Source organism: Actinotalea subterranea (assembly GCF_008364845.1).
Taxonomy (GTDB): Bacteria; Actinomycetota; Actinomycetes; order Actinomycetales; family Cellulomonadaceae; genus Actinotalea; species Actinotalea subterranea.
On sequence record NZ_VTTP01000003.1, the window covers coordinates 227,877 to 250,498 of the forward strand.

At 74.5% G+C, this 22,622-nt stretch carries 22 protein-coding genes and 1 riboswitch; of the genes, 6 read left to right on the top strand and 16 right to left on the bottom strand.

Going from position 1 to position 22,622, the window contains the following annotated elements:
* From rpsN to rpmB, 3 genes are read right to left on the bottom strand one after another with little or no spacing between them, the layout of a single operon-like run.
* A complete protein-coding gene (rpsN, locus tag FZ988_RS06900; RefSeq protein ID WP_149203281.1) occupies positions 1-306 on the bottom strand; it encodes a 30S ribosomal protein S14 in 306 nt (101 codons plus the stop codon).
* On the bottom strand, positions 306-476 hold the full coding sequence (gene rpmG / locus FZ988_RS06905; RefSeq protein ID WP_149203282.1) for a 50S ribosomal protein L33: 171 nt from the start codon (positions 474-476) through the stop codon (positions 306-308). Before rpmG ends, rpsN begins: the two co-directional genes overlap by 1 nt.
* A complete protein-coding gene (rpmB, locus tag FZ988_RS06910) occupies positions 476-712 on the bottom strand; it encodes a 50S ribosomal protein L28 (protein WP_149203283.1) in 237 nt (78 codons plus the stop codon). Before rpmB ends, rpmG begins: the two co-directional genes overlap by 1 nt.
* Before the next feature lie 127 nt (positions 713-839).
* On the opposite strand from rpmB, the gene FZ988_RS06915 reads away from it, so the two are divergent.
* Positions 840-1,934 (top strand): CobW family GTP-binding protein, encoded by a 1,095-nt coding sequence (locus FZ988_RS06915; RefSeq protein WP_149203284.1) that lies wholly within the window; start codon positions 840-842, stop codon positions 1,932-1,934.
* Positions 1,935-1,937: 3 nt separating this feature from the next.
* Here FZ988_RS06915 and FZ988_RS18465 read toward each other — a convergent pair whose 3' ends face one another.
* The 3 genes from FZ988_RS18465 to FZ988_RS06930 all read right to left on the bottom strand — a co-directional run bounded on the left by FZ988_RS18465 (position 1,938) and on the right by FZ988_RS06930 (position 4,163).
* Positions 1,938-2,342, bottom strand: a complete 405-nt coding sequence (locus FZ988_RS18465; protein ID WP_188079012.1) for an STAS domain-containing protein — start codon at positions 2,340-2,342, stop codon at positions 1,938-1,940.
* A 259-nt stretch (positions 2,343-2,601) separates the two neighbouring features.
* A complete protein-coding gene (locus FZ988_RS06925; protein ID WP_149203286.1) occupies positions 2,602-3,114 on the bottom strand; it encodes an aminoacyl-tRNA deacylase in 513 nt (170 codons plus the stop codon).
* Between the two features lie 188 nt (positions 3,115-3,302).
* Complete coding sequence (locus FZ988_RS06930; RefSeq protein ID WP_149203287.1) at positions 3,303-4,163, bottom strand: universal stress protein; 861 nt, start codon at positions 4,161-4,163, stop codon at positions 3,303-3,305.
* A gap of 205 nt (positions 4,164-4,368) precedes the next feature.
* On the opposite strand from FZ988_RS06930, the gene FZ988_RS06935 reads away from it, so the two are divergent.
* The 4 genes from FZ988_RS06935 to FZ988_RS06950 all read left to right on the top strand — a co-directional run bounded on the left by FZ988_RS06935 (position 4,369) and on the right by FZ988_RS06950 (position 11,452).
* Positions 4,369-5,181 (top strand): aminoglycoside adenylyltransferase family protein, encoded by an 813-nt coding sequence (locus tag FZ988_RS06935; RefSeq protein WP_188079013.1) that lies wholly within the window; start codon positions 4,369-4,371, stop codon positions 5,179-5,181.
* A gap of 95 nt (positions 5,182-5,276) precedes the next feature.
* Positions 5,277-6,065, top strand: a complete 789-nt coding sequence (locus FZ988_RS06940; RefSeq protein ID WP_149203289.1) for an alpha/beta hydrolase — start codon at positions 5,277-5,279, stop codon at positions 6,063-6,065.
* Between the two features lie 502 nt (positions 6,066-6,567).
* Positions 6,568-11,199, top strand: a complete 4,632-nt coding sequence (locus tag FZ988_RS06945; RefSeq protein WP_149203611.1) for a DUF3418 domain-containing protein — start codon at positions 6,568-6,570, stop codon at positions 11,197-11,199.
* Between the two features lie 67 nt (positions 11,200-11,266).
* On the top strand, positions 11,267-11,452 hold the full coding sequence (locus FZ988_RS06950; protein ID WP_149203290.1) for a hypothetical protein: 186 nt from the start codon (positions 11,267-11,269) through the stop codon (positions 11,450-11,452).
* Positions 11,453-11,673: 221 nt separating this feature from the next.
* Here the strand turns inward: FZ988_RS06950 and FZ988_RS06955 are convergent, their stop codons facing one another.
* Positions 11,674-12,795 (bottom strand): hypothetical protein, encoded by a 1,122-nt coding sequence (locus FZ988_RS06955; protein ID WP_149203291.1) that lies wholly within the window; start codon positions 12,793-12,795, stop codon positions 11,674-11,676.
* A 304-nt stretch (positions 12,796-13,099) separates the two neighbouring features.
* On the opposite strand from FZ988_RS06955, the gene FZ988_RS06960 reads away from it, so the two are divergent.
* Positions 13,100-13,699 carry a DNA-3-methyladenine glycosylase I gene (locus FZ988_RS06960; RefSeq protein ID WP_149203292.1) on the top strand — a complete coding sequence of 200 codons (600 nt, stop codon included), beginning with the start codon at positions 13,100-13,102 and terminating at the stop codon, positions 13,697-13,699.
* Here FZ988_RS06960 and FZ988_RS06965 read toward each other — a convergent pair.
* The 9 genes from FZ988_RS06965 to FZ988_RS07005 all read right to left on the bottom strand — a co-directional run bounded on the left by FZ988_RS06965 (position 13,671) and on the right by FZ988_RS07005 (position 22,614).
* Positions 13,671-14,237, bottom strand: a complete 567-nt coding sequence (locus tag FZ988_RS06965; RefSeq protein WP_149203293.1) for a DUF4287 domain-containing protein — start codon at positions 14,235-14,237, stop codon at positions 13,671-13,673. The genes FZ988_RS06960 and FZ988_RS06965 overlap by 29 nt on opposite strands.
* 3 nt (positions 14,238-14,240) lie before the next feature.
* On the bottom strand, positions 14,241-14,678 hold the full coding sequence (locus FZ988_RS06970) for a (deoxy)nucleoside triphosphate pyrophosphohydrolase (RefSeq protein WP_149203294.1): 438 nt from the start codon (positions 14,676-14,678) through the stop codon (positions 14,241-14,243).
* Between the two features lie 34 nt (positions 14,679-14,712).
* Entirely contained in the window at positions 14,713-15,273 is a 561-nt protein-coding gene (locus FZ988_RS06975) for a GIY-YIG nuclease family protein (RefSeq protein WP_149203295.1), read from the bottom strand.
* A gap of 106 nt (positions 15,274-15,379) precedes the next feature.
* Complete coding sequence (locus FZ988_RS06980; protein ID WP_149203612.1) at positions 15,380-15,610, bottom strand: LuxR C-terminal-related transcriptional regulator; 231 nt, start codon at positions 15,608-15,610, stop codon at positions 15,380-15,382.
* Between the two features lie 398 nt (positions 15,611-16,008).
* Complete coding sequence (gcvH, locus tag FZ988_RS06985; RefSeq protein ID WP_149203296.1) at positions 16,009-16,380, bottom strand: glycine cleavage system protein GcvH; 372 nt, start codon at positions 16,378-16,380, stop codon at positions 16,009-16,011.
* Between the two features lie 151 nt (positions 16,381-16,531).
* Complete coding sequence (gene gcvT / locus FZ988_RS06990) at positions 16,532-17,713, bottom strand: glycine cleavage system aminomethyltransferase GcvT (RefSeq protein ID WP_281287162.1); 1,182 nt, start codon at positions 17,711-17,713, stop codon at positions 16,532-16,534.
* Positions 17,710-20,649 (bottom strand): aminomethyl-transferring glycine dehydrogenase, encoded by a 2,940-nt coding sequence (gene gcvP, locus FZ988_RS06995; RefSeq protein ID WP_149203297.1) that lies wholly within the window; start codon positions 20,647-20,649, stop codon positions 17,710-17,712. The genes gcvT and gcvP overlap by 4 nt, the downstream gene beginning before the upstream one ends.
* 107 nt (positions 20,650-20,756) lie before the next feature.
* A riboswitch (glycine riboswitch) is annotated at positions 20,757-20,855 on the bottom strand.
* A gap of 68 nt (positions 20,856-20,923) precedes the next feature.
* A complete protein-coding gene (locus FZ988_RS07000) occupies positions 20,924-22,153 on the bottom strand; it encodes a pyridoxal phosphate-dependent aminotransferase (protein ID WP_149203298.1) in 1,230 nt (409 codons plus the stop codon).
* A 53-nt stretch (positions 22,154-22,206) separates the two neighbouring features.
* The gene (locus FZ988_RS07005; RefSeq protein ID WP_149203299.1) at positions 22,207-22,614 is read right to left on the bottom strand and encodes a TFIIB-type zinc ribbon-containing protein; all 408 of its coding nucleotides are present in this window, start codon (positions 22,612-22,614) and stop codon (positions 22,207-22,209) included.
* Positions 22,615-22,622 lie beyond the last annotated feature (8 nt).

Genomic DNA, 22,622 nt, shown 5'->3' on the forward strand with positions numbered 1-22,622 from the left:
CTACCAGCTGGACTTGGTGACGCCGGGCAGCTCGCCACGGTGGGCCATCTGCCGGAACCGGATGCGTGACAGGCCGAACGTCCGCAGGTACCCGCGCGGGCGGCCGTCGGCCACGTCGCGGTTGCGCAGACGGGTGGGGCTCGCGTCGCGCGGGAGGGCGTGCAGCGCGGCCATCGCGACGGCCCGCTCAGCGGCGCTCGCGTGCGGGTCGACCGACGCGGCCTTGAGCTCGCGGCGCCGCTCGGCGTACCGGGCGACCACCTGGGCGCGCTGCTCGTTGCGGGCGATCTTGCTCTTCTTGGCCATCAGCGCTCCTCGCGGAAGTCGACGCGGTGCCGCACGACGGGGTCGTACTTGCGCAGCACGAGCCGCTCGGGGTCGTTGCGGCGGTTCTTCCGGGTCACGTACGTGAACCCGGTGCCCGCCGTGGACCGGAGCTTGATGACCGGGCGCAGGTCCTGGCGCCGGGCCGCCATCAGACCTTCTCCCCGCGGCGCAGGATCTCGGCGACGACCACGTCGATGCCGCGCCGGTCGATGGTCCGGATACCGCGGGCGCTGACGGTGAGGCGCACGTGCCGGCCGAGGCTCGGGACCCAGTAGCGCTTGCGCTGGACGTTCGGGTCGAACCGTCGCTTGGTGCGGACGTGCGAGTGGGAGATCGCGTGGCCGAAGCCCGGCGTGGTGCCGAGGACCTGGCATCTGGCGGACATCGAGGGGCCTTCCGACGGGGGTGTGCGCGTGGTGGCACGTCGGATGAAACTAGTAATGAGAATCATTCCGGTCAAGGCGTTAGGGTGGGCGCTCCCACCCCGTGCGACCCGTGTGAAAGGACGCCCGATGGCCCACCGCCTCCCCCTGCTGCTCCTCGCGACGATCGACCCCGTGGTCCGGGACTCGATGGTCTTCGGCCTCCTCACCGACTCCCCGTCCACCGTCCTCGTGCGGCACGACATCGTCGACGACGCCGCCGGAGGCCACCTCCGCCGGGTCGTCATGGACGCGGGTGGCGTGATCGAGGACGTCGAGGTGCCCCTCGAGCACGCATGCCTGAGCTGCGCGGTCCGCGAGGACGCCCTCCCGACGCTCCGCGCACTGGCCGACGACGGCCGATGGTCCTCGCTCGCCCTCGCGCTGCCCGTCTCGGGAGAGTCCCTGCCCGTGGCGCTCGCGCTCGAGCGGGCCATGCAGCGCGGCGGGGAGCTCAGCCGGGTGCGCCTCGCATCCGTCATCGGCGCCGTCGACCTCGAGACCTTCGCCGACGACCTGCTGGGCGACGACCTGCTCGCCGAGCGCGGCCTCGCCCTGACCGCGGACGACCGCCGATCGGTCGGTGAGGCCGTCGCGGCGCAGGTCGGGCACGTCGACGTGCTCGTCACGGCGGGCGACCTCAGCGGCGTCGCGTCCGACCTCGTGGAGCACCTGCGCGCGCCCGACGGCCGTCGCGTCGACGGGCTCCACGACCTCGACCTCCGTGCACTCCTGGCCGGGACGCACCACGCCGACGCGGGCCGGCGCAGGCTCGACCCGCTGCGTGCCCGCGCCGCCACGACGCCCGGCGCGAGCGGCGTGTGGAGCCTCGAGCTCGCGTCCGACAGGCCCTTCCACCCCGAGCGGCTCGTCGAGCACGTCAGCCGGCTCGGGCTGCCCGACGTCCGCGGGCGCGGCGTGTTCTGGGTCGCGAACCGACCCGACTCGGCCTGTGCGTGGGACGGCGCCGGAGGTCAGCTCAGCATCGGGGAGCTCGAGTCCTGGGGCCGCCGTGCGCCGTTCACGAGGCTCGTCATGACCGGCGTCGGACCGCACCGCGAGGCCCTGCGCGCCGCGTTCGACGACATCCTGCTCACCGACGCCGAGGCCCGCCGCGGACTCGGCGACTGGCTCGACCGGCCCGACGTCCTCGCGCCCTGGCTCGGCGAACGCGCACCCCGGTAGGGGTCAGCGCCGCGCGGCCTCCAGCGCCGTCTCAGCCGCACCCGTCTCGTCACCGCGGGAGAAGTCGAGCGGGACGTGCTCCGACAGGCCGAGCATGTCGAACATCTCGAGCACCAGCGCAGGGGGGTCGCGCAGCACGACCGGGCGGCCGGCCTCGTCGCTGACGTTGACGAGCTGGAGGATGAACGCGAGGCCCGAGGAGTCGATGAACTCGACCTCCGACGCGTCGACGACCACCCGGTCCCCGCGCTGGATGACCGCGCTCATCACCTCGCTGGCCTGGTCGCGCAGCGTCGCGTCGACGTCACCCCACATGCGCACGAGGGACTCGTCCCCGCCGTCGGTCACGAGTGCCAGCCCTCCGCCGAGGTTGCCGGGAGTCGTGTCGGTGTCGGTCAGGTCGATCATCGGTTCCTCATCGTCTGGAGAAGACGGGCCGCGGGGCGCCCCGTCCGGACTGCTGACCGGCGGGAAGGCCGGCCGGTGCCCGCTCGGCGCGAGCTCCGGAGCGATCCGGTGCCGCCACGTCGACCAGGGCCTCCGAAGGGTAGGACGCCCCACCGACGCCGTCGGTTCCCCTCGATCCTCGCGGTCTCGGGAGGCGGTCACGGGACGGTGCGGTGAACGCTCTGGGGAAGGGTTGCGAGCGGCCGGTGAACGCGTCGGCTCAGCCCGACGTCGGCTCGGCATCCGTCACGTCCGCGACGGTCGCGCCGAGGGCGAGCACCATCTGGCTGCCGTCGAGGGTCGCGGCCACGCCGTGCGCCCCCGCGCCGATCGAGACCGCCCGGCCGGCGACGCGCGCATCGGCGACGACGGGCCAGGCACGCGTCGACCCGAACGGTGTGATCGTCCCGCGCTCGTAACCGGTGACCGCGAGCGCCGTCGCCGCGTCGGGCAAGGACATGCGTGAGACGCCGAGGAGCGCGCGCAGCTTGGGCCACGAGATCACCCGGCCGCCGGGCACGAGCACGAAGAGGAAGTCGTCCTCGGCCCGCCGCACGACGATCGTCTTGATCACCTGCTCGGGGCGGACCCGGCGGGCGGCGGCGGCCTCCTCGAGGCTCGAGACCCGGCCGTGCCGCACGAGCCGATAGCGCAGGCCCGTCGCGTCGAGGGCGGCAACCGCCCGCTGCTCACCCTCGCTCGCGCCGTCGGGCGCCGGCTGCTGCTCGCTCACGCAGCCATCCTCACACCCGCGCGGCGCGTGCAGCACGTGCGCGGCGCGCGGCGCACGTGCGCCGGGACAGGCGAGGTCGACGCACCCTGCCGTGCTCGACAGCGCGACCCGTCGATCACGGGCGAGAGCGTCGACCAGACCGGTCCGCAGGCGTCGGGCCCGCGCGACCGGACCCGACGCCTGACGCCTCAGTGCGCGTGCTTGCGGATCCGTGCCACGAGCACGGGGCACGGCGCGTGCAGCACCACGGTGTGGCTCACCGAGCCGAGCAGCGCCCGCGCGACACCCTGACGGCCCCGGCTCCCGACGACGAGCAGCCGCGCACCCGCCGCAGCCGCGAGCAGCGCCGTCGCCGGGGCGTCGTTGACGAGCTCGCGGTGGACCACGAGGTCCGGGTACATGTCCGCGAGGCCCGCGACGGACTCGCCGAGGATCACGCGCTCCGCCTCGACCATCTCCTCACCGATGCCGCTGGGGAAGTAGTCGGCGGCCATGTACATGGCCGGCTCCTGCCACGCGTGCACCACGTGGAGCTCCTGACCGGTGCGGTCCGCCTCGGCCGCGGCGAGCGCGATGGCCTCCAGGGAGTCCTGCGACCCGTCCGCGCCGACGACCACGCCACGGGCCTCGGCCTGCGGCATCATCGGGACGATCGCGACCGGGCAGTGGGCCGCGGCGGCGATCTGGTAGCTCAGCGAGCCGGAGAACACGCGCTCGGTCATCGTGAGCCGGTGCGAGCCGACGACGACCATCGACACCTCGGCCGAGCGCTCCACGAGCGCGTGGGCGGCCGTGTACCGGTCGACGCGGAGGCGCGGCTCGACGCCCGGCACCGCCTCGCGGACGCGCGCGGCCTCCTTCTCGAGGAGGGCCATGGCGCCCTGCTGGATCGCGTCGTCGTAGATGACGTCGAGCGCGATCGTGGGGAAGCCGGTGGCGTGGACCATCTCCAGCGTCCAGCCGCGCTCCTTGGCGGCGTGGGCCGCCCAGATCAAGGCATCGTCGCTCGAGGGCCTGCCCTCGACGCCGACGACGACGGTTCCGGTCATGGCCGTTCTCCTTCCCCGCGAGGACGGGTACGAAGAAGCCACCCAGCCCGGGGTGCACCCGCCTGGTTCTCGCTGTCACCTCCACCGTCCGGCGGCACACCCGCACGTTCCAGGGCCCTTGGTCCCGTCAGGCACGCGCCGCCCGTCGCGGCGCGAGCCGGCGCGGGGCGGCGCGGGGGGCGCGGACGCGCACCCGAGAATGCCGTTGACGGGCACGCTCGACGCGCGGACGGTGATCGGCGTGGAGCCCGTCATCGCGCGCCTGCACGACCACGTGAGCCGGACGGACCCGGGCGGGGTCCTCGGCGTCTGCCTGGTCGGGTCGTCGGTCGTCGGAGGCCTGCGTCCCGACAGCGACATCGACGTGCTGATCACGACCCGACGCTCCCTGGCGCAGCCCGAGCGTCAGGGTCTCCTCACCCACCTCCTCCAGACCTCGGGCGGGCAGGCGACCGTCGGGCCGACGCGGCCGCTCGAGGTGACGGTGGTGGTCCGGGACGACGTCGTCCCCTGGGCGTACCCGCCGGTCTGCGACTTCCTCTACGGCGAGTGGCTCCGCGACGAGCTCAACACCGGTGCGCTGCCCCAGCGGCACACCAGTCCGGACCTCGCCGTGCTGATCACGGGCGCCCGGCAGCACGCCACCTGCCTCTCCGGTGCGCACCCCCGGGACCTCTTGGCACCGGTTCCCACCACGGACCTGCACCGTGCCGTCCACGACAGCCTCGCGGCGCTCCTGGACGACCTCGTGGGCGACGAGCGCAACGTGCTCCTGACCCTGGCCCGGATGGTGGTGACCCTCGAGACCGACCAGATCGTCCCCAAGGATCGCGCCGCGGAGCTCGTCGAGCCGACCCTCAAGGAGCCGTACCGCTCGACCCTGTCGGTGGCGCGCCTGGCCTACACCGGCCACGTCCCGGACGACTGGACCCGTCGCCGACGAGAGGCCCGCACCACCGCCGACCACCTCGCCGATCGCATCCACGCGCACCGTCCGGCCACCTGGCGCGCCACCTAGCGCGCCCGACCGCGTCGCTACCCGGCCCGGGCCCGCGAGGTCACCCCGGCGCGGCCGTTCACACGGCCGACATCCGCGGCGCCTACCGTGTGCGCATGCCCGAGGTGAGCATCACGACGCCGCGTGGCGTGCGGCTCGCGGGGACGTTCGAGCCGCCCGCCGCGCAGCACCCGGCGACCCCGAGCGGCGCGGCGGTGCTCTTCGCGCACGGCTTCCTCGCCGAGCGGTCCTCCCGCGGCCGCGCGGACCTGCTCGCCGCCCGCTACCGCGCACACGGCTTCGCCACCCTCACGATCGACTTCTCCGGCTGCGGCGCGTCCGACGACGACGTGGTGCTCGTCGAGCACGAGGTCGAGGACCTGAGCGCGGCGAGCGAGTTCCTGGCCGACGCCGGCTACCCGCGCCAGGTGCTCCACGGGCACAGCCTCGGCGCGCTCGTCGCGCTGCGGTGCCCGTCGCCGCACGTCGAGGCCATGGTCCTCACGGGCGCGGTCGCGGGGCCCATCCACCACCCGTGGGACCACATCCTCTCCGCGCAGCAGCTCGACGAGCTCGCGCGCGACGGCCGGACGACTGTGGTCGACGACGGACCCGGCCCGCGTGAGCACAACGTGATCGCGCGGCGCACGCTCGAGGCGTTCTCCGACGTCGACCAGGCCGCGCTGCTCGGCGCCGTCGCGTGCCCCGTCCTGCTGATCCACGGGGGACGGCTGGTCGACGGCGAGGAGCACGCGCTCCTGACCCGCTCCCGCGTCGGCATGCCGCACCTGCCGCCCGGGTCGGAGCTCCAGGTGGTCCTCGGCGCCGACCACTCACTCATCGAGCACACCGATCACGTCGCCGACCGCGCGCTGGCCTGGCTCACCCAGCACCTGCCTGCCTGACCGCCCGACCGGCCGAGGATCCCCGCGCGCCCACGCGGCCCCGGGCGTGGACCCACCCACAGCCGCCCCGGGCGCGCCTACCGGCCCGGGCTCCGGGAATCAGCGCGCGAGGCGACCCCGGCGTCGAGGACAATGGTGCGTTGTGAGTGACGGGCCGCACGAGGGGCAGCCGACGCCGGCCGAGAGCCGGGGCCGGTCGGGCTCGCGCAACCGTCGCCGCGGCAAGGGCCGCCCGGCCCGCGCGCCGCAGGGATCCGACCAGGCACCCCAGGGCACCGGCCTCGCACCGCGGGGCACCGACCACGCACCGCAGGGTCCCGACCAGCCGCCGCAGCGCCTCGACCGGGCACCCGAGACGCCGGCCCGCACCACGGACGATGCGCGGCGCCCCAGGCGTCGGGACGAGCGACGCGGCGCCACGGACCAGGCCCGGCGCCGCGGAGCGACCGGCCGGGACGAGAACCACCGGGTCCGACGCGCGGACGCACGCCGCGCCGTCGTCGTGCCACCCATCACGTACCCCGAGCAGCTGCCGGTCTCCGCGCGCCGCGACGACATCGCGGCGGCGATCCGTGACCACCAGGTCGTGATCGTCGCGGGCGAGACGGGCTCGGGGAAGACGACCCAGCTCCCGAAGATCCTGCTGGACCTCGGCCGGGGGCGCGACGGGCAGATCGGCCACACGCAGCCGCGCCGGATCGCGGCACGGACCGTCGCGGAGCGCATCAGCGAGGAGATCACCGGGGCGTCGGGGGCCCTGGGCTCCATCGTCGGCTACCAGGTGCGGTTCACCGACCAGTCGTCGCAGGAGACGCTGGTCAAGGTCATGACCGACGGCATCCTGCTCGCCCAGATCCAGCGCGACCCGCAGCTCCTCGCGTACGACACGCTGATCATCGACGAGGCCCACGAGCGCTCGCTCAACATCGACTTCATCCTCGGGTACCTCACGAGGCTCCTGCCGCAGCGGCCGGACCTGAAGGTCGTCATCACGTCCGCGACCATCGACTCGGAGCGGTTCGCCCGGCACTTCGCAGGCCCGCCGACCGCTGAGGCACCCGACGGCGTCCCCGCCCCGGTCATCGAGGTCACCGGCCGCACGTACCCGGTGGAGATCCGCTACCGGCCCCTGTCCCCCGACCGCGACGACGCGGGGTCCCTCTCGGGCGCCGGGGACGACGACCTGGACGAGGACGTCGACGGCGCCGCGTCCTCCTCGCGTGCGAAGGTCGCGGGTGCGCGGGGCCGGACGACGACGTCCGCGGCCGGGCGCGGCTCGGCGGGGCGGGCGACGGCCTCGGCCACGGGCCCGTCCGGGCGCGGCGGTCCGGCAGGTAGGGGCGGACCCGCAGGCAGGGGCGGACCCGCAGGCAGAGGCGGACCGGCAAGCAGGGCCAACGCGGCCGGCACCGGCAAGGCCGCGCGTGGCGAGGACCGCGACCTCATGACGGCGATCTGCGAGGCCGTCGACGAGCTGTGCGTCGAGGGACCCGGGGACATCCTCGTGTTCCTCTCGGGCGAGCGCGAGATCCGGGACGCGGAGGACGCCCTGCGCGGGCACCTCGGCCCGCGTGTGCTCGGCCCGGCGACGCCGCGCACGCCGTCGTCGGTCGAGATCGTGCCGCTGTACTCGCGGCTGTCGTCCGCGGAGCAGCACCGCGTGTTCGAGCCCCACCAGACGCGGCGCGTGGTGCTCGCGACCAACGTCGCGGAGACGTCGCTGACCGTGCCGGGCGTGCGGTACGTCGTCGACCCGGGGACCGCGCGCATCTCGCGCTTCTCCAAGACGACCAAGGTCCAGCGGCTGCCGATCGAGCCGATCTCGCAGGCCAGCGCCAACCAGCGCTCGGGCCGGTGCGGCCGCGTCGCCGACGGCATCGCGATCCGCCTGTACTCGGAGACCGACTTCGCCGCACGGCCGGAGTTCACGGAGCCGGAGATCCTGCGGACCTCGCTCGCCTCGGTGATCCTGCAGATGATCGCCGTGGGGGTCGCCGCGTCGCCCGACGACGTCGCGCGGTTCCCGTTCGTCGAGCCGCCGGACGTGCGGGCGATCCGCGACGGCGTCCAGCTCCTCACCGAGCTCGGCGCCCTGGACACCCGCGCGGGCGAGGGCACGCGCCTGACCGACGTCGGGCGATCCCTGGCCCTGCTGCCCATGGACCCCCGTCTCGCGCGCATGATCGTCGAGGGCGGTCGGCGCGACGTCGCACGCGAGGTCATGATCATCGCGGCGGCCCTGTCGATCCAGGACCCGCGCGAGCGACCCGCGGAGCAGCGCCCGCAGGCGGACCAGGCGCACGCACGCTTCGCGGACCCGACGTCGGACTTCCTCACGTACCTGAACCTGTGGCACTACGTGCGGGATCAGCAGCGCGAGCTCTCGGGGAGCGCGTTCCGGCGCATGTGCCGGGCCGAGCACCTGAACTACCTGCGGCTGCGCGAGTGGCAGGACGTCGTGAGCCAGCTCAAGGAGATGGCGAAGCCCCTGGGCATCACCGTGCGGCCCCCGTCGGCGCGCGCCACCGTCTCGACGGGGCCCGCGACGGGGACGGTGCGCCGCTCCGCCCCGGGTGCCCGCGCGCTGACCGCCGAGGAGGCCGCCGCCGAGGCGCAGGTGCGCGAGGGCTCCGCGGACGCCGTGGACCACCGCCTGGCCTGGGACGCGGACCGCATCCACCAGTCGCTCCTGTCCGGTCTGCTCAGCCACCTCGGCATGCAGGAGGCCACGGAGGTGCGGGCGGGCGGCCCCGCGCGGCCCGCGACCACCAAGGGCGGCAGGCCTGCGCGGCCGGCGTCGCGCAACGAGTACCTCGGGGCCCGCGGCGCCCGGTTCGCGATCTTCCCGGGGTCGCCCCTGTCCAAGAAGCCGCCCGCCTGGATCATGGCGGGCGAGCTCGTCGAGACGTCGCGCCTGTGGGCCCGCGACGTCGCACGCATCACACCCGAGTGGGCCGAGGAGCTCGCACCCCACCTCGTGCGACGGACCTACTCCGAGCCCGCGTGGTCCACCAAGCAGGGTGCCGCGACCGCGTTCGAGAAGGTCCTGCTGTACGGGGTGCCGATCGTCGCGCAGCGCCGCGTCCTGTACGGGACGGTCGACGCCGAGCACGCGCGCGAGCTCTTCATCCGGCACGCGCTCGTCGACGGCGAGTGGACCACGCACCACGGGTTCTTCCACGACAACCGCCGGCTCCTGGCCGACGCCGAGGAGCTCGAGCACCGGGCCCGGCGGCGCGGCCTCGTGGTGGACGACGACGCGCTGTTCGCCTTCTACGACGAGCGCGTGCCCCCGGACGTCGTCTCCGCGCGGCACTTCGACACGTGGTGGAAGACGGCCCGCCGCGAGCAGCCGGACCTGCTGACGTTCTCCTTCGACATGCTCGTGGCCGATAACGCCGCGGTGGACGAGGCGGAGCTCCCCTCGGTGTGGCCGCAGGCCGACCTGCGGCTGCCCCTGACCTACCAGTTCGAGCCCGGTACCGAGGCCGACGGCGTGACCGTGCACATCCCGGTGTCCGTGCTGCCACGCGTGCGGCCCGAGGGCTTCGACTGGCTCGTCCCGGGCCTGCACGAGGAGCTCACGGTCGCGCTGATCCGCGCCCTGCCCAAGCCGATCCGCGTCAACCTGGTGCCGGCGCCGGACGTCGCGCGGTCGATCGTCGCGTGGATGCGCGACACGCAGCCGTCGTGGGAGGACACGGTGCGCGCCGCGGACATGGCGCCCTCGTTCACGCAGACCCTCGGCCGGGCGGTGCGTGCCCTGCGCGACGTCGAGGTGCCCGACGACGCGTGGGACGCGAGCAGGCTGCCCGCGCACCTGCGGATCCGGTTCCGTGTCGTCGAGGAGCGCGGGCGGTCGACGATCGCGCTCGACGAGGCCTCCGACCTGCTCACCCTGCAGCGTCGGCTCGCCCCGCGGTCCGAGGAGGCCGTGCGGTCGGCGGTGCGCTCGGCCGTGCGCGACGCGATGCGCGACGCGGCGCGGGAGTCCGCGGGCGCGTCCGGCACGAGCGTGGGCGCGGGCGGCGAGGCAGCGACCGCACCGGCTGCGGGCGCGGGCGCCGGCACGGCACGCGCCGGACGGGTGGCAGCCGGCACGCACCCCTCGGCCTCCGCCGGGAGCGGCGCGGCGTCAGGCGCACGGCAGTCGGCGCAGGGTGGGGCGCCTCACCCGGGCGGTGGCTCCCGCGACGCCGCCGTCCCCACCGACCTCGAGCGCACGGACCTGACGACCTGGCCGGACGGGCTCCCCGGGGGACGGCTGCCCGAGGTGCTCACGACGTCGGCCGCCGGCATGACCGTCCACGCGTACCCGTCGCTCGTGGTCCGCGACGGCGCGGCGGCGACCCGTGGCGCCCGCCCCGTCGACCTGCGTCTGCTCGCGACCGCCGCCGAGCAGGCGACGCACCACGGCCCGGCCGTCCGCGAGCTGCTGCTCACGGAGACGGGGCTCGCGACGGCACGGATCACGACGCGCTGGACGACCACGGAGTCCTTGACGCTCGCGGCGAGCCCGTACCGGTCGACGGACGCGCTGGTCGCGGACCTCGAGCGCGCGGCTCTCGACGCGATCGCGGACGAGCGCACGGGTGGGGGCGGCACGCGCTCGGTCCTGGACGCCGAGGCGTACGCCGCCCTGCGCGCCACGGTCCGGGACGCCCTGGAGGACCGCACGTACGCCGTCGCGAAGGACGTCGCCGCCGTGCTGGCGGCGGCCCGCGAGCTCGATGCGCAGGTGCGGGCGACCACGAGCCTGGCCCTGCTGTCGACCGCGGCTGATGTGCGTGACCAGGCTGCGGCCCTCGTCCACGACGGCTTCGTAGCCACGGCGGGCGCCGCCCGGATGCCGCACCTGGTCCGGTACCTGCGCGCCGCCCGGCACCGGCTGGTCAAGGCCGCCGAGGACCCCCGCCGCGACGAGGCGCTGGCCTGGCAGGTCGCCGAGGTCCAGGACGCGTACGACGACGCCGCGGCGGCAGCGCGCAGCGCATCCCCGGACGCGGCCCGCGTCGCCCGCCTCGACGAGGCCCGCTGGATGATCGAGGAGCTGAGGGTCAGCCTGTTCGCCCAGCAGATGGGCACGGCCCATCCCGTCTCGGCCAAGCGGATCCGCACAGTCCTCGCCGGTTGACCGACACGCCGCCGCATAGGCCTTAGGACGGTCTCATCGGGGCGTCAGAAGCCGTACATTATCGGCCATGACGGACAGGGACACCGAGGTCGCACATGCCCGCGCCGCCCTGAGCAGCGCGGCGCCCACGCCCCCGCGCGACATCCTCGGGGCCGTGCACACAGGCCTCCTCGCCGTCCCGGCCGAGCACGACGAGCTCAGCCACCCCGGCCCGCGGGCAGACCCGTCAACCCTGGTCGTCCGCCGGCGCTGACCCACCCCGGCCCGCTCCCCCGGACAGCCGCCGGGCCACCACCGCCCCGCTCCCCGGGCCAGCCTGCCGGGCCGCCCTGCCGGCCACCCCCTAAGCCCAGCCCGCCGGCCAGACCCTAAGCCCAGCCCGCCGGCCCACCGCCGCCGAACTCGCACTTCTGCACCGAGGTCGGCCATGCGCGAGTGCGATCTCGGTGCGGAAGTGCGCTCTCGCGGCCCGGATCAGCGCACCGGCGTGGCGCCTGGATCCGGGGGCTGCGGGGTCACCTCCGATGGCACGGTCGAGTCGACCAGGTCGCTGAGCGCGCGGACGAGGAGCGTGACGAACAGCCCGAGCCCGAGGCCGCCGAAGAGGAGCCACGACTGCTCGTCCCGGGCCGCGTCCCGGTTGACCATGAGCCACGTCGGCTGATCCGTGTACGCGAGGTTCCCGGTGCTGCCGAGCGTGCCGTTCCACTGGACGTCGTACCAGAGCGACCACCCGTCGGCAGCCGTCGCCGGGGTCGGGTAGCTCTCCGCGAGGGTCGCCCCCGGCGGTCGGTCCATCTGGATCCACACGCCCAGGTCGGTCTGGTGATCCGTGGTGGCGTCGATGGAGGTCAGGTTGAACTGCGGTGGGAAGAACGTGGCCTGCGGGGAGCTCATCGGCGCGTCGGGCGAGGCGCTCGACCACATGAGTGCCGCGTCGACGGTGCACTCCTCGACGAAGACGAGGCCGGTCTCGTTCAGGCTTCGTGAGTCCCACGCGCGTTCGTCGGAGTACCAGCCCCACATCTCGACGGCGTACTGCGCGGCGTCGGGCACGGGCGGCGCCGGGGCCTCACCCTCGCCGGGCGCAGGTGACGGCGGCGGCGCGGCCTGAGCCGTAGCACCCGCCTGCGAGGGCTCGGTGGGCGAGTCGGGCCGGTAGTTGGTGGCAGACCACCGGGCCGCGACCTGGTCGATGGCGTACGCGTGCGCAGGGCCGGGCGAGAGCGCCTCCACGTCCACCGAGGTGAGGCCGGATGCCGCACCGCACCGGACGCCCGTCTCGACACCGTCGCCGATGGCCACGACCTGCACGTTCGCGTGGGGGCGTTCCTTCTGCGCCGTCGACGCGTCGTCGGACCGGAGGTAGAAGGTGAACCGGAGGTCGCCCGAGGTGGAGACGTTGGCCCGGACCTCCACGGAGTAGTCCACCCCGCCGCCCTGCGTGGCGATGATGATCAGCGGGCGCACGCCCTGATCGGGCCACTCGCGGTCGTAGACCAAGAGCACCTGCGGGACCAGGTACGCCCCGATCCCGGCCGAGGCGGCGAGCGCCACCAGTCCCTTCGAGAGCGCAGCACGCCGTCGGTTCCACATCCGAGACCTCCGTACCCGAGACGCTCCGCACCCGAGACCTGCCAGGACGGTACCGGGCATCAGCCGCCCGTCGCCCGCCGCTCCGGACGACCCCACCCCCGCCGAGGTCGCACTCCTGCACCGAGATCGCACTCGCGCATGGGCGATCTCAGTGCAGGAGTGCGATCTCGCGGACCGGTTGCGGAGCTGAGGCGTCGCGGCGACAGCACCGGACGGTCGGCCGGTGCTGTGGACGACGGGCCCCGTGACGGTGCCCGCTGATTGACTGGCGCCCGGACGAGACGGAACCACGACCGGAGGACCCATGACCGCGCGCTGCTTCGGTGACGGCGACCCGCTCTACGAGGCGTATCACGACACCGAGTGGGGCCTGCCGGTGCGGGGGGAGACCGAGCTGCTCGAGCGGTTCTGCCTCGAGGCCTTCCAGTCGGGCCTCGCGTGGATCACGATCCTGCGCAAGCGCGAGGCGTTCCGCTCCGCGTTCGCGGGGTTCGACCCGGAGGCGGTCGCGCGGTTCGACGAGGACGACGTGGCACGGCTGATGGCCGACGCCGGGATCGTGCGCAACCGGGCGAAGATCGACGCGGCGATCGGGAACGCCCGCGCGGTCGTCGGCCTGTGGGAGGCGGACCGCACGCTCACCGAGCTCGTGTGGTCCCACGCACCGGCGCAGCGCGTACGCAGCCCCCGGGCGGTGACGTTCGCCGACGTGCCGGCGTCCACGCCCGAGGCGGTCGCCCTGGCGAAGGCGCTCAAGGCGGTGGGCTTCCGCTTCGTCGGCCCGACGACGGCCTACGCCGCCATGCAGGCGTGCGGGCTCGTCGACGACCACCTCGCGACCTGCCCCACGGTCACCGGGGAGCCGGGTGTCGGGCTCAAGCGCGGTCTGTCAGAAGCTCCCTGAGTGCCGCCATGCGCTCACGCCAGTACTCCTTGGCCGGCGCGAGCGCGTCGGCGTCGGGCAGGCCGCTCTGGGTGAGGCTCACCCGGGTGCGACCGCCGGGCAGCTCGGTGACCGTCGCGAGCACGCGGGTGCCGTCTGGCCACGTCCACCGCACGGTCTTGTGCGGCGTGGCGCCTCGGACCTCAGGCTCGACGTCGAGCCACCGGGCCCGGCGCTCCGGCTCGGCCACGCATGCGAACACCGCGTCGACCGGCACGGGGAGGGTCGCGCTCACGCCGGCCTCGAACGTGCCGTCGGGTCGCTGGCCGGGCACCCGCAGACCCCGGCTCTGCTCGTACCCGACGGTGAGGGACTGAGCCCACCACCCGTCGACGCCGTGCTCCTCGACGAGCCACGCGGCGATGCGGCGATGCCCGAGGTCGCGCACGCCCGCGGCGTCCATGGCGGCGAACCACTCCTCGCGCCCGCGGCCCGTGCGCGCGCGCAGGGCCTCCTCGCCGACGGTGTCACCGTGCCTGCGGATCGGGTCCTTGACCATGGCTCACCGTAGCCCGACGACGGCCGCCTGCCGGGCGAGCTCCTCGACGATCGGCACGTCGGCGTCGAGCCACGGCACGGACAGCCAGTCCTGCGGGGCGAGCCACCGCAGCTCGTCGTGCTCGACCAGGGGCTCGGGGACGCCGTCACTGATCGTCGCCGCCCAGAGCCGCAGGCGGTAACGCGCGGAGATCGGCCACGAACCGCCCGCGGGCGGCTCGATCTCCCGGCCCAGGACGATCCGCACACCCAGCTCCTCGCGGATCTCCCTGTGCAGCGCGTCCACGACTGTCTCGCCCGGGTCCACCTTGCCGCCCGGGAACTCCCAGCGGCCGGCCAGGTTGGTCGGCCGCCGGCGACGGGCGGCGAGGAGGCTGCTGGGGGCGTCGAGCGCGTCGACGAGCGCGGCGGCCACGACGATCACGGGGTCGGGGTGCGCCATGGCGTCAGTCTTCCAGGCCCCACGGCGGCAGCGGTCAGGTGGGCAGGTGCCAGGGCCCGTGGGCGGCCGCGCGGAGCTGCTCGGCGACCTGGTCGGCCGAGGCGTCGGAGCCGCGGCGCAGCAGGCGGGACAGGAGCCCGCCCGCCGGGGTCACGAGCACGTACACGTCCACGGTGCGGCCGGCCTTCGCCTCGGCGGTCACGAGGCGGTTGAGGCGGCACCGCTCCTCGCTGCCCGCTCGTTGGCAGTCCCGGCGCGAGATGTGGCCCAGGCCGTTGCGCGGGCCGAAGCTCCGCGCGAGGTCGCGGGACGCCCCGACGTAGCTGACGACGCCCTGCGTGACGAGCGCGAAGACGCCTGGCTCCTCCGGGAGCTCCTGCTCGGGCTCGATCCGGCCGAAGGGACCGAGGGCCCAGGCCGGGTAGCGCTGCTCGACGGCCGCCATGCCCACGAGGGGCGCGTGCACGATGACCTCGCCGTTGGCGTCCTGCTCGACGAAGAGCCGGCCGGCGTAGGTGAGGACCCTGCGGTCCAGGACGAGGTGGTCGGGGGCCCAGTGCTCGTCGGCAGCGAGGGATCCGGCGGGACGGTCCACGCCTCACCTGCCTCGGCCAGGGCCCCGTGACGGAGCGTCAGTGCTCCGAGGTTACCCGGGCCTGGTGGCCACGCTCGTCGGCGCGACCATCAGGCATCGGTCCAGGTCAGCGCAGGCCGAACTCGCGGGCGCACGCGACGGCGTCGGCCCGGGTGTTGACGCCGAGCTTGCGGTACACGCTGCGCACCTGCGACTTGACGGTGTTGCGCGTGACGAAGAGCTTGGAGGCGATCTCCTCGAGCGTGGTCGTCTCGTCGAGGTTCGACAGGATGACGCGCTCGCGACGGGTCAGCGGCTCCACCGTGTGCTGCGTGGGGACCGTGTGCTGCAGTTCCATCGTCATGATGACCTCCAGGGGGGCCGGTGCCCGGGGGGCACCGCTCGTGCGTGACACCTGGAGAGAGCGACGACTTCACCCGCGATGACGCGGTTTTCACCCGCAGTTCTCGCGGACCCGTCTTGCGGATCATGATCAACGGCGCTAGGAGGGCACGCTTGTTAGCGTTCGCGCAGGTCAGAGCACTGGCGGTCGCGTCATCCGATCGTGGTGTGGAGTCACCCGAACGGAGTAACAACTGGACCAAGTCTCAACCACTCGGAGGCCGTCGGAGAGGGTCCGTCGGCCGCCGGCGGGGTCCACTCGCCAGCCGTCCCTAGGCCGTCCCGACGTCGCCCGTAGCCCGGCCCGACGCCGTCCCGACACCGCCCCTAGGCCGGCCCGCGGCGAGCTCGGGGTCAGCTCGCTGTCAGCGCCGCGTACTCGTCCGCCGACAGCAGGGGGCCCGCGGCGACGACCTCGACGCGCAGCAGCCAGCCCCGCCCGTAGGGGTCCTGGTTGACGAGGCCCGGGTCCGCGACGGCCTCGTCGTTGGTCTCGACGACGGTGCCCGTGACCGGCGAGAAGATCTCCGAGACCGACTTGGTCGACTCGATCTCACCGCACACCGCACCTGCGGTGACCTGCGAGCCGACCTCGGGGAGCTCGAGGTACACGACGTCGCCGAGCGCGTCGGCCGCGTTGGCGGTGATGCCGATGGTCACGGGCTCACCGGACGTGACCCACTCGTGCTCGGTCGTGTACTGCAGGTCGCTCGGGACGGCGCTCACGGTCTCTCCTCGACTGGCTGGACGGCTGGCTTGGCTGACGGACTTGGCTGACGGGCTGGACGGCTGGCTTGGCTTGCTCGGGCGGATGGAGAACCCGGCCCGGACGTGCGACCGGTGGCTGGTGGGTACGTGGTGCGCGTGCGCGACGCGCTCAGGCGCTCGCCGGACGACGGTAGAACGGCAGGTCGACGACGCGCACCGGCTCGGGCCGCCCGCGCACGTCGACCGCGAGGTCCGTGCCGACGGCCGAGACCTCGGGGGTCACGTACGCCATCGCGATCGGGTGGCCGAGCGTCGGCGAGGGTGCGCCCGACGTGACCTCCCCCACCACTGTGCCGCCGGGTGTGACGACGGGGTACCCGTGCCGCGCCGCCCGGCGGGACAGGCCCTGGAGCCCGACGAGCACGCGCGCGGGCTCGGACCCGGCGCGGGCGGCGAGCGGCCCACGGCCCACGAACTCGAGCGGCGCACCGTCGGCGTCGACCTTGTCGAGCTTGACGACCCGGCCGAGGCCCGCCTCGTAGGGCGTCGTCGTGCGATCGAGCTCGTTGCCGTACAGGGGCATCCCGGCCTCGAGGCGCAGGCTGTCCCGGCACGCGAGGCCCGCGGGGACGAGGCCCGCTGTCGCGCCCGCGGCGAGGAGCACACGCCACAGCGCGGGCGCGTCGTCGGCGGTCACGTAGAGCTCGAACCCGTCCTCGCCCGTGTAGCCCGTGCGCGCGACCATGGCACGCACCGCGCCGCCGGCATCCGCACCCGACCCGACGGACGCGAAGGTGCACGCGTAGTAGCGGAGCCCGACGACGGCGGCGCGCTCGTCCGGGTCCGCGATCAGCGGCTCGAGGACGCGCACGGCGGCGGGCCCCTGGACCGCGACGAGCGCGGTCGCCTCGGACTCGTCGGTGACCTCGACGCCGGGCCCGGTGCACCGCTCGCGCAGGGCCGCGAGCACGACGTCGACGTTGGAGGCGTTCGCGACCACGAGGTACTGGTCGGCGCCGGGCCGGTAGACCACGAGGTCGTCGAGGACCCCGCCGTCGGGCGCACAGATCATCGTGTAGCGCGCGCGGCCCACCGCAAGCGCGGACAGGTTGCCCACGAGTGCGCGGTCGAGCGCCGCACCAGCGGCGGGCCCGGTGAGCCGGATCTCGCCCATGTGGGACAGGTCGAACAGGCCCGCGGCGGTGCGGACCGCGCGGTGCTCCTCGAGGTCGGACGTGTAGCGCAGGGGCATCGACCACCCGGCGAACGGGGTCATCGCGGCACCGAGCGTGAGGTGCTCGGCGTGCAGGGGGCCGCGGCGTGCGGGGTCCTGCGTCAGGTCGTCGCTCACACGTACTCCTCGATCGGCGGGCACGAGCACACCAGGTTGCGGTCACCTGCAGCCTGGTCGATGCGGCGCACCGGTGGCCAGTACTTGTCGGTACGCAGCCCCGGGACGGGGAACGCGGCGGTCTCGCGGCTGTAGGGCCGGTCCCACGCCTCGGCGACCACCGAGGCGGCCGTGTGGGGCGCTGCGCGCAGCGGGGAGTCGGCGGCGGTCCAGCGGCCGCGCTCGACGTCGGCGATCTCCTGGCGGATCGCGATCATCGCCTCGCAGAAGCGGTCGAGCTCGCCCAGGTCCTCGCTCTCGGTCGGCTCGACCATGAGGGTCCCCGCGACGGGGAACGACAGGGTGGGTGCGTGGAAGCCGTAGTCGATGAGCCGCTTGGCGACGTCCTCCGCCGTGATGCCGGTCGCCGCGGTCAGGGGCCGCAGGTCGAGGATGCACTCGTGCGCGACGTACCCGCCGGGGCCCGTGAACAGCACCGGGAAGTGCTCGCGCAGGCGTGACGCGACGTAGTTGGCGCTCAGCACCGCGACCTCGGTGGCCCGGCGCAGACCCTCGCCGCCCATGAGCGCGACGTACGCCCAGGAGATCGGCAGGATGCCGGCCGACCCCTGGGGCGCGGCCGCGACCTGGGTCGAGCCCGCCCCGGGCAGGAACGGCACGAGGTGCTCGGCGACAGCGACCGGCCCGACGCCGGGGCCGCCCCCGCCGTGCGGGATGCAGAACGTCTTGTGCAGGTTGAGGTGCGACACGTCGCCGCCGAGCTCACCGGGCTGGGCGAGGCCGACGAGCGCGTTGAGGTTCGCGCCGTCGATGTACACCTGGCCGCCGGCGCCGTGCACGAGCGCGCACACCTCGCGCACGTGTGCCTCGTAGACGCCGTGCGTCGACGGGTAGGTGATCATGATCGCGGCGACGTGGTCCGCGTGCTCCTCGAGCCGCTGGCGCAGGTCCTCGAGGTCGACCTCGCCGTCGGGCGCCGTCTTCACGACGACGACCCGCATGCCCGCGAGCACCGCGGACGCCGCGTTGGTCCCGTGCGCGGATGCCGGGATGAGGCACACGGTGCGCTGCTCGTCGCCGCGTGAGCGGTGGTAGCCGCGGATCGCGAGCAGCCCGGCGAGCTCGCCCTGCGACCCGGCGTTCGGCTGCACGCTGGCCGCCGCGTACCCGGTGATCTCGGCCAGCCAGGCCTCGAGCTCACCGATGAGCTCGGTGTACCCGGCGGCCTGGTCGGCGGGGACGAAGGGGTGCAGGTCCGCGAACCCGGGCCAGGAGATGGGCTCCATCTCGACCGCCGCGTTGAGCTTCATGGTGCACGAGCCCAGCGGGATCATCGTCCGGTCGAGCGCGAGGTCGCGGTCGGCGAGCCGGCGCAGGTAGCGCAGCATCGCCGTCTCCGAGCGGTACCGGTGGAACGTCGGGTGCTCGAGGAACGGCGTGGTCCGGGCGAGCTCCGCGGGCAGGGCGCGGCGGGCTGCGGGCTCGGTGCGTGCCGGTCCGGGCTCGGCGGCCGACGCGCTCGCGGGCGTCCCGGTGATCGCCTCGACGGCGGCCTGCACGTGCTCGGGCGTCGTGGTCTCGTCGGTCGTGGCCGAGACGTGGTCGTCGTCCACGCGGTGGAGGTTGATCCCGTGGGACCGGGCCGCGGCCAGCACCTCGTCGGCGCGGCCCGGCACGTGCGCGAGGACGGTGTCGAAGAACGCGTCGTGCACGACGTCGACGCCCCCTGCCCGCAGCCCGTCCGCGAGCGCGGCGGCGCGCGCGTGCACCTGGTCGGCGATCGCGCGGAGCCCGTCGGGCCCGTGGTAGACGGCGTACATCGAGGCGACGACGGCGAGGAGGGCCTGCGCGGTGCAGATGTTGCTCGTCGCCTTCTCGCGGCGGATGTGCTGCTCACGGGTCTGCAGCGCGAGCCGGTAGGCGGTGGCGCCGTCGGCGTCCGTCGACACCCCGACGAGGCGGCCGGGCAGCATGCGCTCGAGGCCCGAGCGGACCGCGATGAACGCGGCGTGCGGGCCCCCGTAGAACATGGGGACGCCGAACCGTTGGGCGGAGCCGACGCAGATGTCCGCGCCGTGCTCGCCCGGGGCCTCCACGAGGGTCAGCGAGAGCAGGTCGGCGGCGACGGTCACGAGGCCGCCGAGGGCGTGCGCCTCCTCGACGATCCCCCGCACGTCACGCACTACGCCCGACGCGCCCGGCCGCTGCACGACGACGCCCACGAGCTCGCGGCCGCCGAGGTCCGCGGGCAGGCCGTGCGCGAGGTCGGCGACGAGGAGCGGCAGGTCGAGCGCCTCCGCGCGGCCCGTCACCACGGCGAGGGTCTGCGGCAGGCAGTCGCTGTCGACGACGAGCACGCCGTCGGGCCGACCCTTGACGGCGCGACGCATGAGCAGCACCGCCTCCGTCACCGCCGTGGCCTCGTCGAGGAGCGACGCGCCGGCGATCGGCAGGCCCGTGAGGTCGGCGACCATGGTCTGGAAGTTGAGGAGCGCCTCGAGCCGACCCTGGCTGATCTCCGGCTGGTACGGCGTGTACGCGGTGTACCAGGCGGGGTTCTCGAGCACGTTGCGGCGGATCACCGGCGGGGTGACAGTGCCGTGGTAGCCCTGGCCGATCATCGACGTGAGCACCGTGTTGCGGCTCGCGACGTCGCGCAGCGCGGCGAGCACCTCGGCCTCGCTGCGCGCCGCCGGCAGGGCGAGGGCGCGCGACATGCGGATCGACGAGGGCACCGCGGCGTCGATCAGCGCGTCGAGGGAGTCCGCACCGACCTGCGCGAGCATGCGGTCCAGGTCCGTGGGCCGCGGCCCGACGTGGCGGTCGACGAAGCCCTCGGCGGCGGGTGTGGTGGTGTGCGCTGACGTGGTCACGGGCGGCTCCAGGGCTGTGCCCGGCGCATGCCGGACGGGGGCAGGGCCTCCCCGCTCTGTCATCCGTACGCCTGGGCGCACGACCTGAGAGTTTGGCCGGTCCGCCTGTCGGGGCGCGCCGGCTTGCACCGTCGGTGGGCCACCCGGGGGCGGCCGCTTTCCAGAGTTGCCTCACCGTGGCGGTACGGGGGCCTGAGAGATTCCCGGGGAGGGTTTGCTCCTTCGGCGCCCCGGTCCGTGAAGGCCGGGGACTCTCCCGCCACAGCTCGAGCAGCGTGTTCGGTTGTTCAGCAGGGCCAGCGTAGACCGCCGCGCCACCCGGCCCGCGCTCCCCCGCCTACGCGAGCGTCGCCTGCCAGGCGACGATCCGGTCGACGGCCTCGTCGACGACCGCGGCCGGTGACGCGAAGGACAGCCGCACCCAGTCGCGCCCGTGCACGGCGTCGAAGTCCGTCCCCGGTGTCATCGCGACATCAGCCTCGGCGAGCAGGCGCGCGCACCACGTGACCGAGTCGAGGCCCGACGCCGAGATGTCGGCGTACAGGTAGAAGGCGCCGTCGGGCGGGGCGACACCCCAGCCGAGCTCCGGCAGACGGCGCAGCAGCAGCTCACGTGACGCGGCGTACGTCGCGACGTCGGCCTCCGCGGCCGCGTACCCCTGCGGGCTCATCGCCGCCACGGCGGCGTGCTGCGCGAGGCCCGGCGGGCACAGCGCCACGTTGCCCGCGAGCGCGTCGACCGGTGCGACGAGGTCGGGTGGCAGCACGAGCCAGCCGAGCCGCCACCCGGTCATGGCCCAGTACTTCGAGAACGAGGAGACGACGACGGCGCCGCGGTCCGTCCAGCGCGCGGCGGTCGCCTGCTCCGGCGGTGCTGACGGGTGCGGCGTGCCCGGGGCTGCGGGCATCGGCGCGGCGTCGGAGGCACCCGGGCGGGCGTAGACGATGCCGTGGTAGATCTCGTCGCTGATCAGGCGCACGCCGTACTCGGTGCACCAGGCCGCGAGCGCGTCGAGCTCGTCGGGCGTGACCATGGTGCCGGTCGGGTTCGCGGGGCTCGCGAGGACCAGGCCGTCGAGGCCGCCGTCGTAGTACGCGGCCATGAGCTGGTCGACCGTCGGCTGGTAGCGCGACGCGGGGCCGCAGTCGAGCTCGACGACCTCGCAGTCGAGCGCGGCCAGGATGTTCCGGTAGGCCGGGTACCCGGGCCGGGCGATCGCGACCCGGTCCCCGGCGTCGAACGCCGCGAGGAACGCGAGCATGAACGCACCGGACGAGCCCGTGGTGACCGCGACCTGCTCGGGCGTCACGTCGACGCCGTACCAACGGTCGTAGTGCTCGGCGATCGCGGCACGCAGCGGCGGGACGCCGACAGCCTCGGTGTACCCGATGTCGCCGACGGCGAGGAGCGCCGCCGCCCGGTCACGCACGACCGACGACGCCCCCGCCAGGGGCTGGCCCGCGCACAGGTTGATGACGGGCTGGCCCGCGTCGCGTCGGGCGTTGGCCGCCGCGAGCACCTGCATCACGGCGAACGGAGGGACCTGGGCTCGGCGCGCGACCTTCATGCACCCATCCTGGTGCCGTCCACCCCTCCTGGCGCCGTCCGCGCGGCCGGTGTCTACCCGAAGTCGAGGATGTCGCTGAGCCAGGACTCCTTGCGCTTCTTGTAGGGGCGGCCGTCGCGGTACTGGTCGGGGTAGCCCTCGCGGCGCGGCTCGCGGTAGCCGTCCCGGTACTGGTCGGGGTAGCCCTCGCGGCGTGGCTCGCGGTACGGCTCGGGCGCGGGGGCCGGGCGGTAGGTCCGCGGGTCGGGTGCCGGCGGGAACGCCGCCGCGGGTGCGGGGGCGGGCGCGACGGGTGCGGGGCCGGTGGCTGCCCCGGGTCCGGGGGCCGTCGCGGCGCGGTCGAGGATCTTGTCGAGCTCCCCGCGGTCGAGCCACACCCCGCGGCACGTGGGGCAGTAGTCGATCTCGACCCCCTGCCGCTCCGACATCACGAGCTCGGCATCGTCGATCGGGCACTTCATGGGTCCTC

Coding starts and splice junctions, on each gene's coding strand:
- FZ988_RS06970 (WP_149203294.1), bottom strand. CDS start 14,678: ATGGCGCACCCCGACCCCGTGATCGTCGTGGCCGCCGCGCTCGTCGAC.
- rpmB (WP_149203283.1), bottom strand. CDS start 712: ATGTCCGCCAGATGCCAGGTCCTCGGCACCACGCCGGGCTTCGGCCAC.
- FZ988_RS07000 (WP_149203298.1), bottom strand. CDS start 22,153: ATGAAGGTCGCGCGCCGAGCCCAGGTCCCTCCGTTCGCCGTGATGCAG.
- rpsN (WP_149203281.1), bottom strand. CDS start 306: ATGGCCAAGAAGAGCAAGATCGCCCGCAACGAGCAGCGCGCCCAGGTG.
- FZ988_RS06950 (WP_149203290.1), top strand. CDS start 11,267: ATGACGGACAGGGACACCGAGGTCGCACATGCCCGCGCCGCCCTGAGC.
- FZ988_RS06930 (WP_149203287.1), bottom strand. CDS start 4,163: ATGACCGGAACCGTCGTCGTCGGCGTCGAGGGCAGGCCCTCGAGCGAC.
- FZ988_RS06955 (WP_149203291.1), bottom strand. CDS start 12,795: ATGTGGAACCGACGGCGTGCTGCGCTCTCGAAGGGACTGGTGGCGCTC.
- FZ988_RS06940 (WP_149203289.1), top strand. CDS start 5,277: ATGCCCGAGGTGAGCATCACGACGCCGCGTGGCGTGCGGCTCGCGGGG.
- FZ988_RS06960 (WP_149203292.1), top strand. CDS start 13,100: ATGACCGCGCGCTGCTTCGGTGACGGCGACCCGCTCTACGAGGCGTAT.
- rpmG (WP_149203282.1), bottom strand. CDS start 476: ATGGCGGCCCGGCGCCAGGACCTGCGCCCGGTCATCAAGCTCCGGTCC.
- FZ988_RS07005 (WP_149203299.1), bottom strand. CDS start 22,614: ATGAAGTGCCCGATCGACGATGCCGAGCTCGTGATGTCGGAGCGGCAG.
- FZ988_RS18465 (WP_188079012.1), bottom strand. CDS start 2,342: ATGATCGACCTGACCGACACCGACACGACTCCCGGCAACCTCGGCGGA.
- FZ988_RS06980 (WP_149203612.1), bottom strand. CDS start 15,610: ATGGAACTGCAGCACACGGTCCCCACGCAGCACACGGTGGAGCCGCTG.
- FZ988_RS06915 (WP_149203284.1), top strand. CDS start 840: ATGGCCCACCGCCTCCCCCTGCTGCTCCTCGCGACGATCGACCCCGTG.
- gcvP (WP_149203297.1), bottom strand. CDS start 20,649: ATGACAGAGCGGGGAGGCCCTGCCCCCGTCCGGCATGCGCCGGGCACA.
- FZ988_RS06965 (WP_149203293.1), bottom strand. CDS start 14,237: ATGGTCAAGGACCCGATCCGCAGGCACGGTGACACCGTCGGCGAGGAG.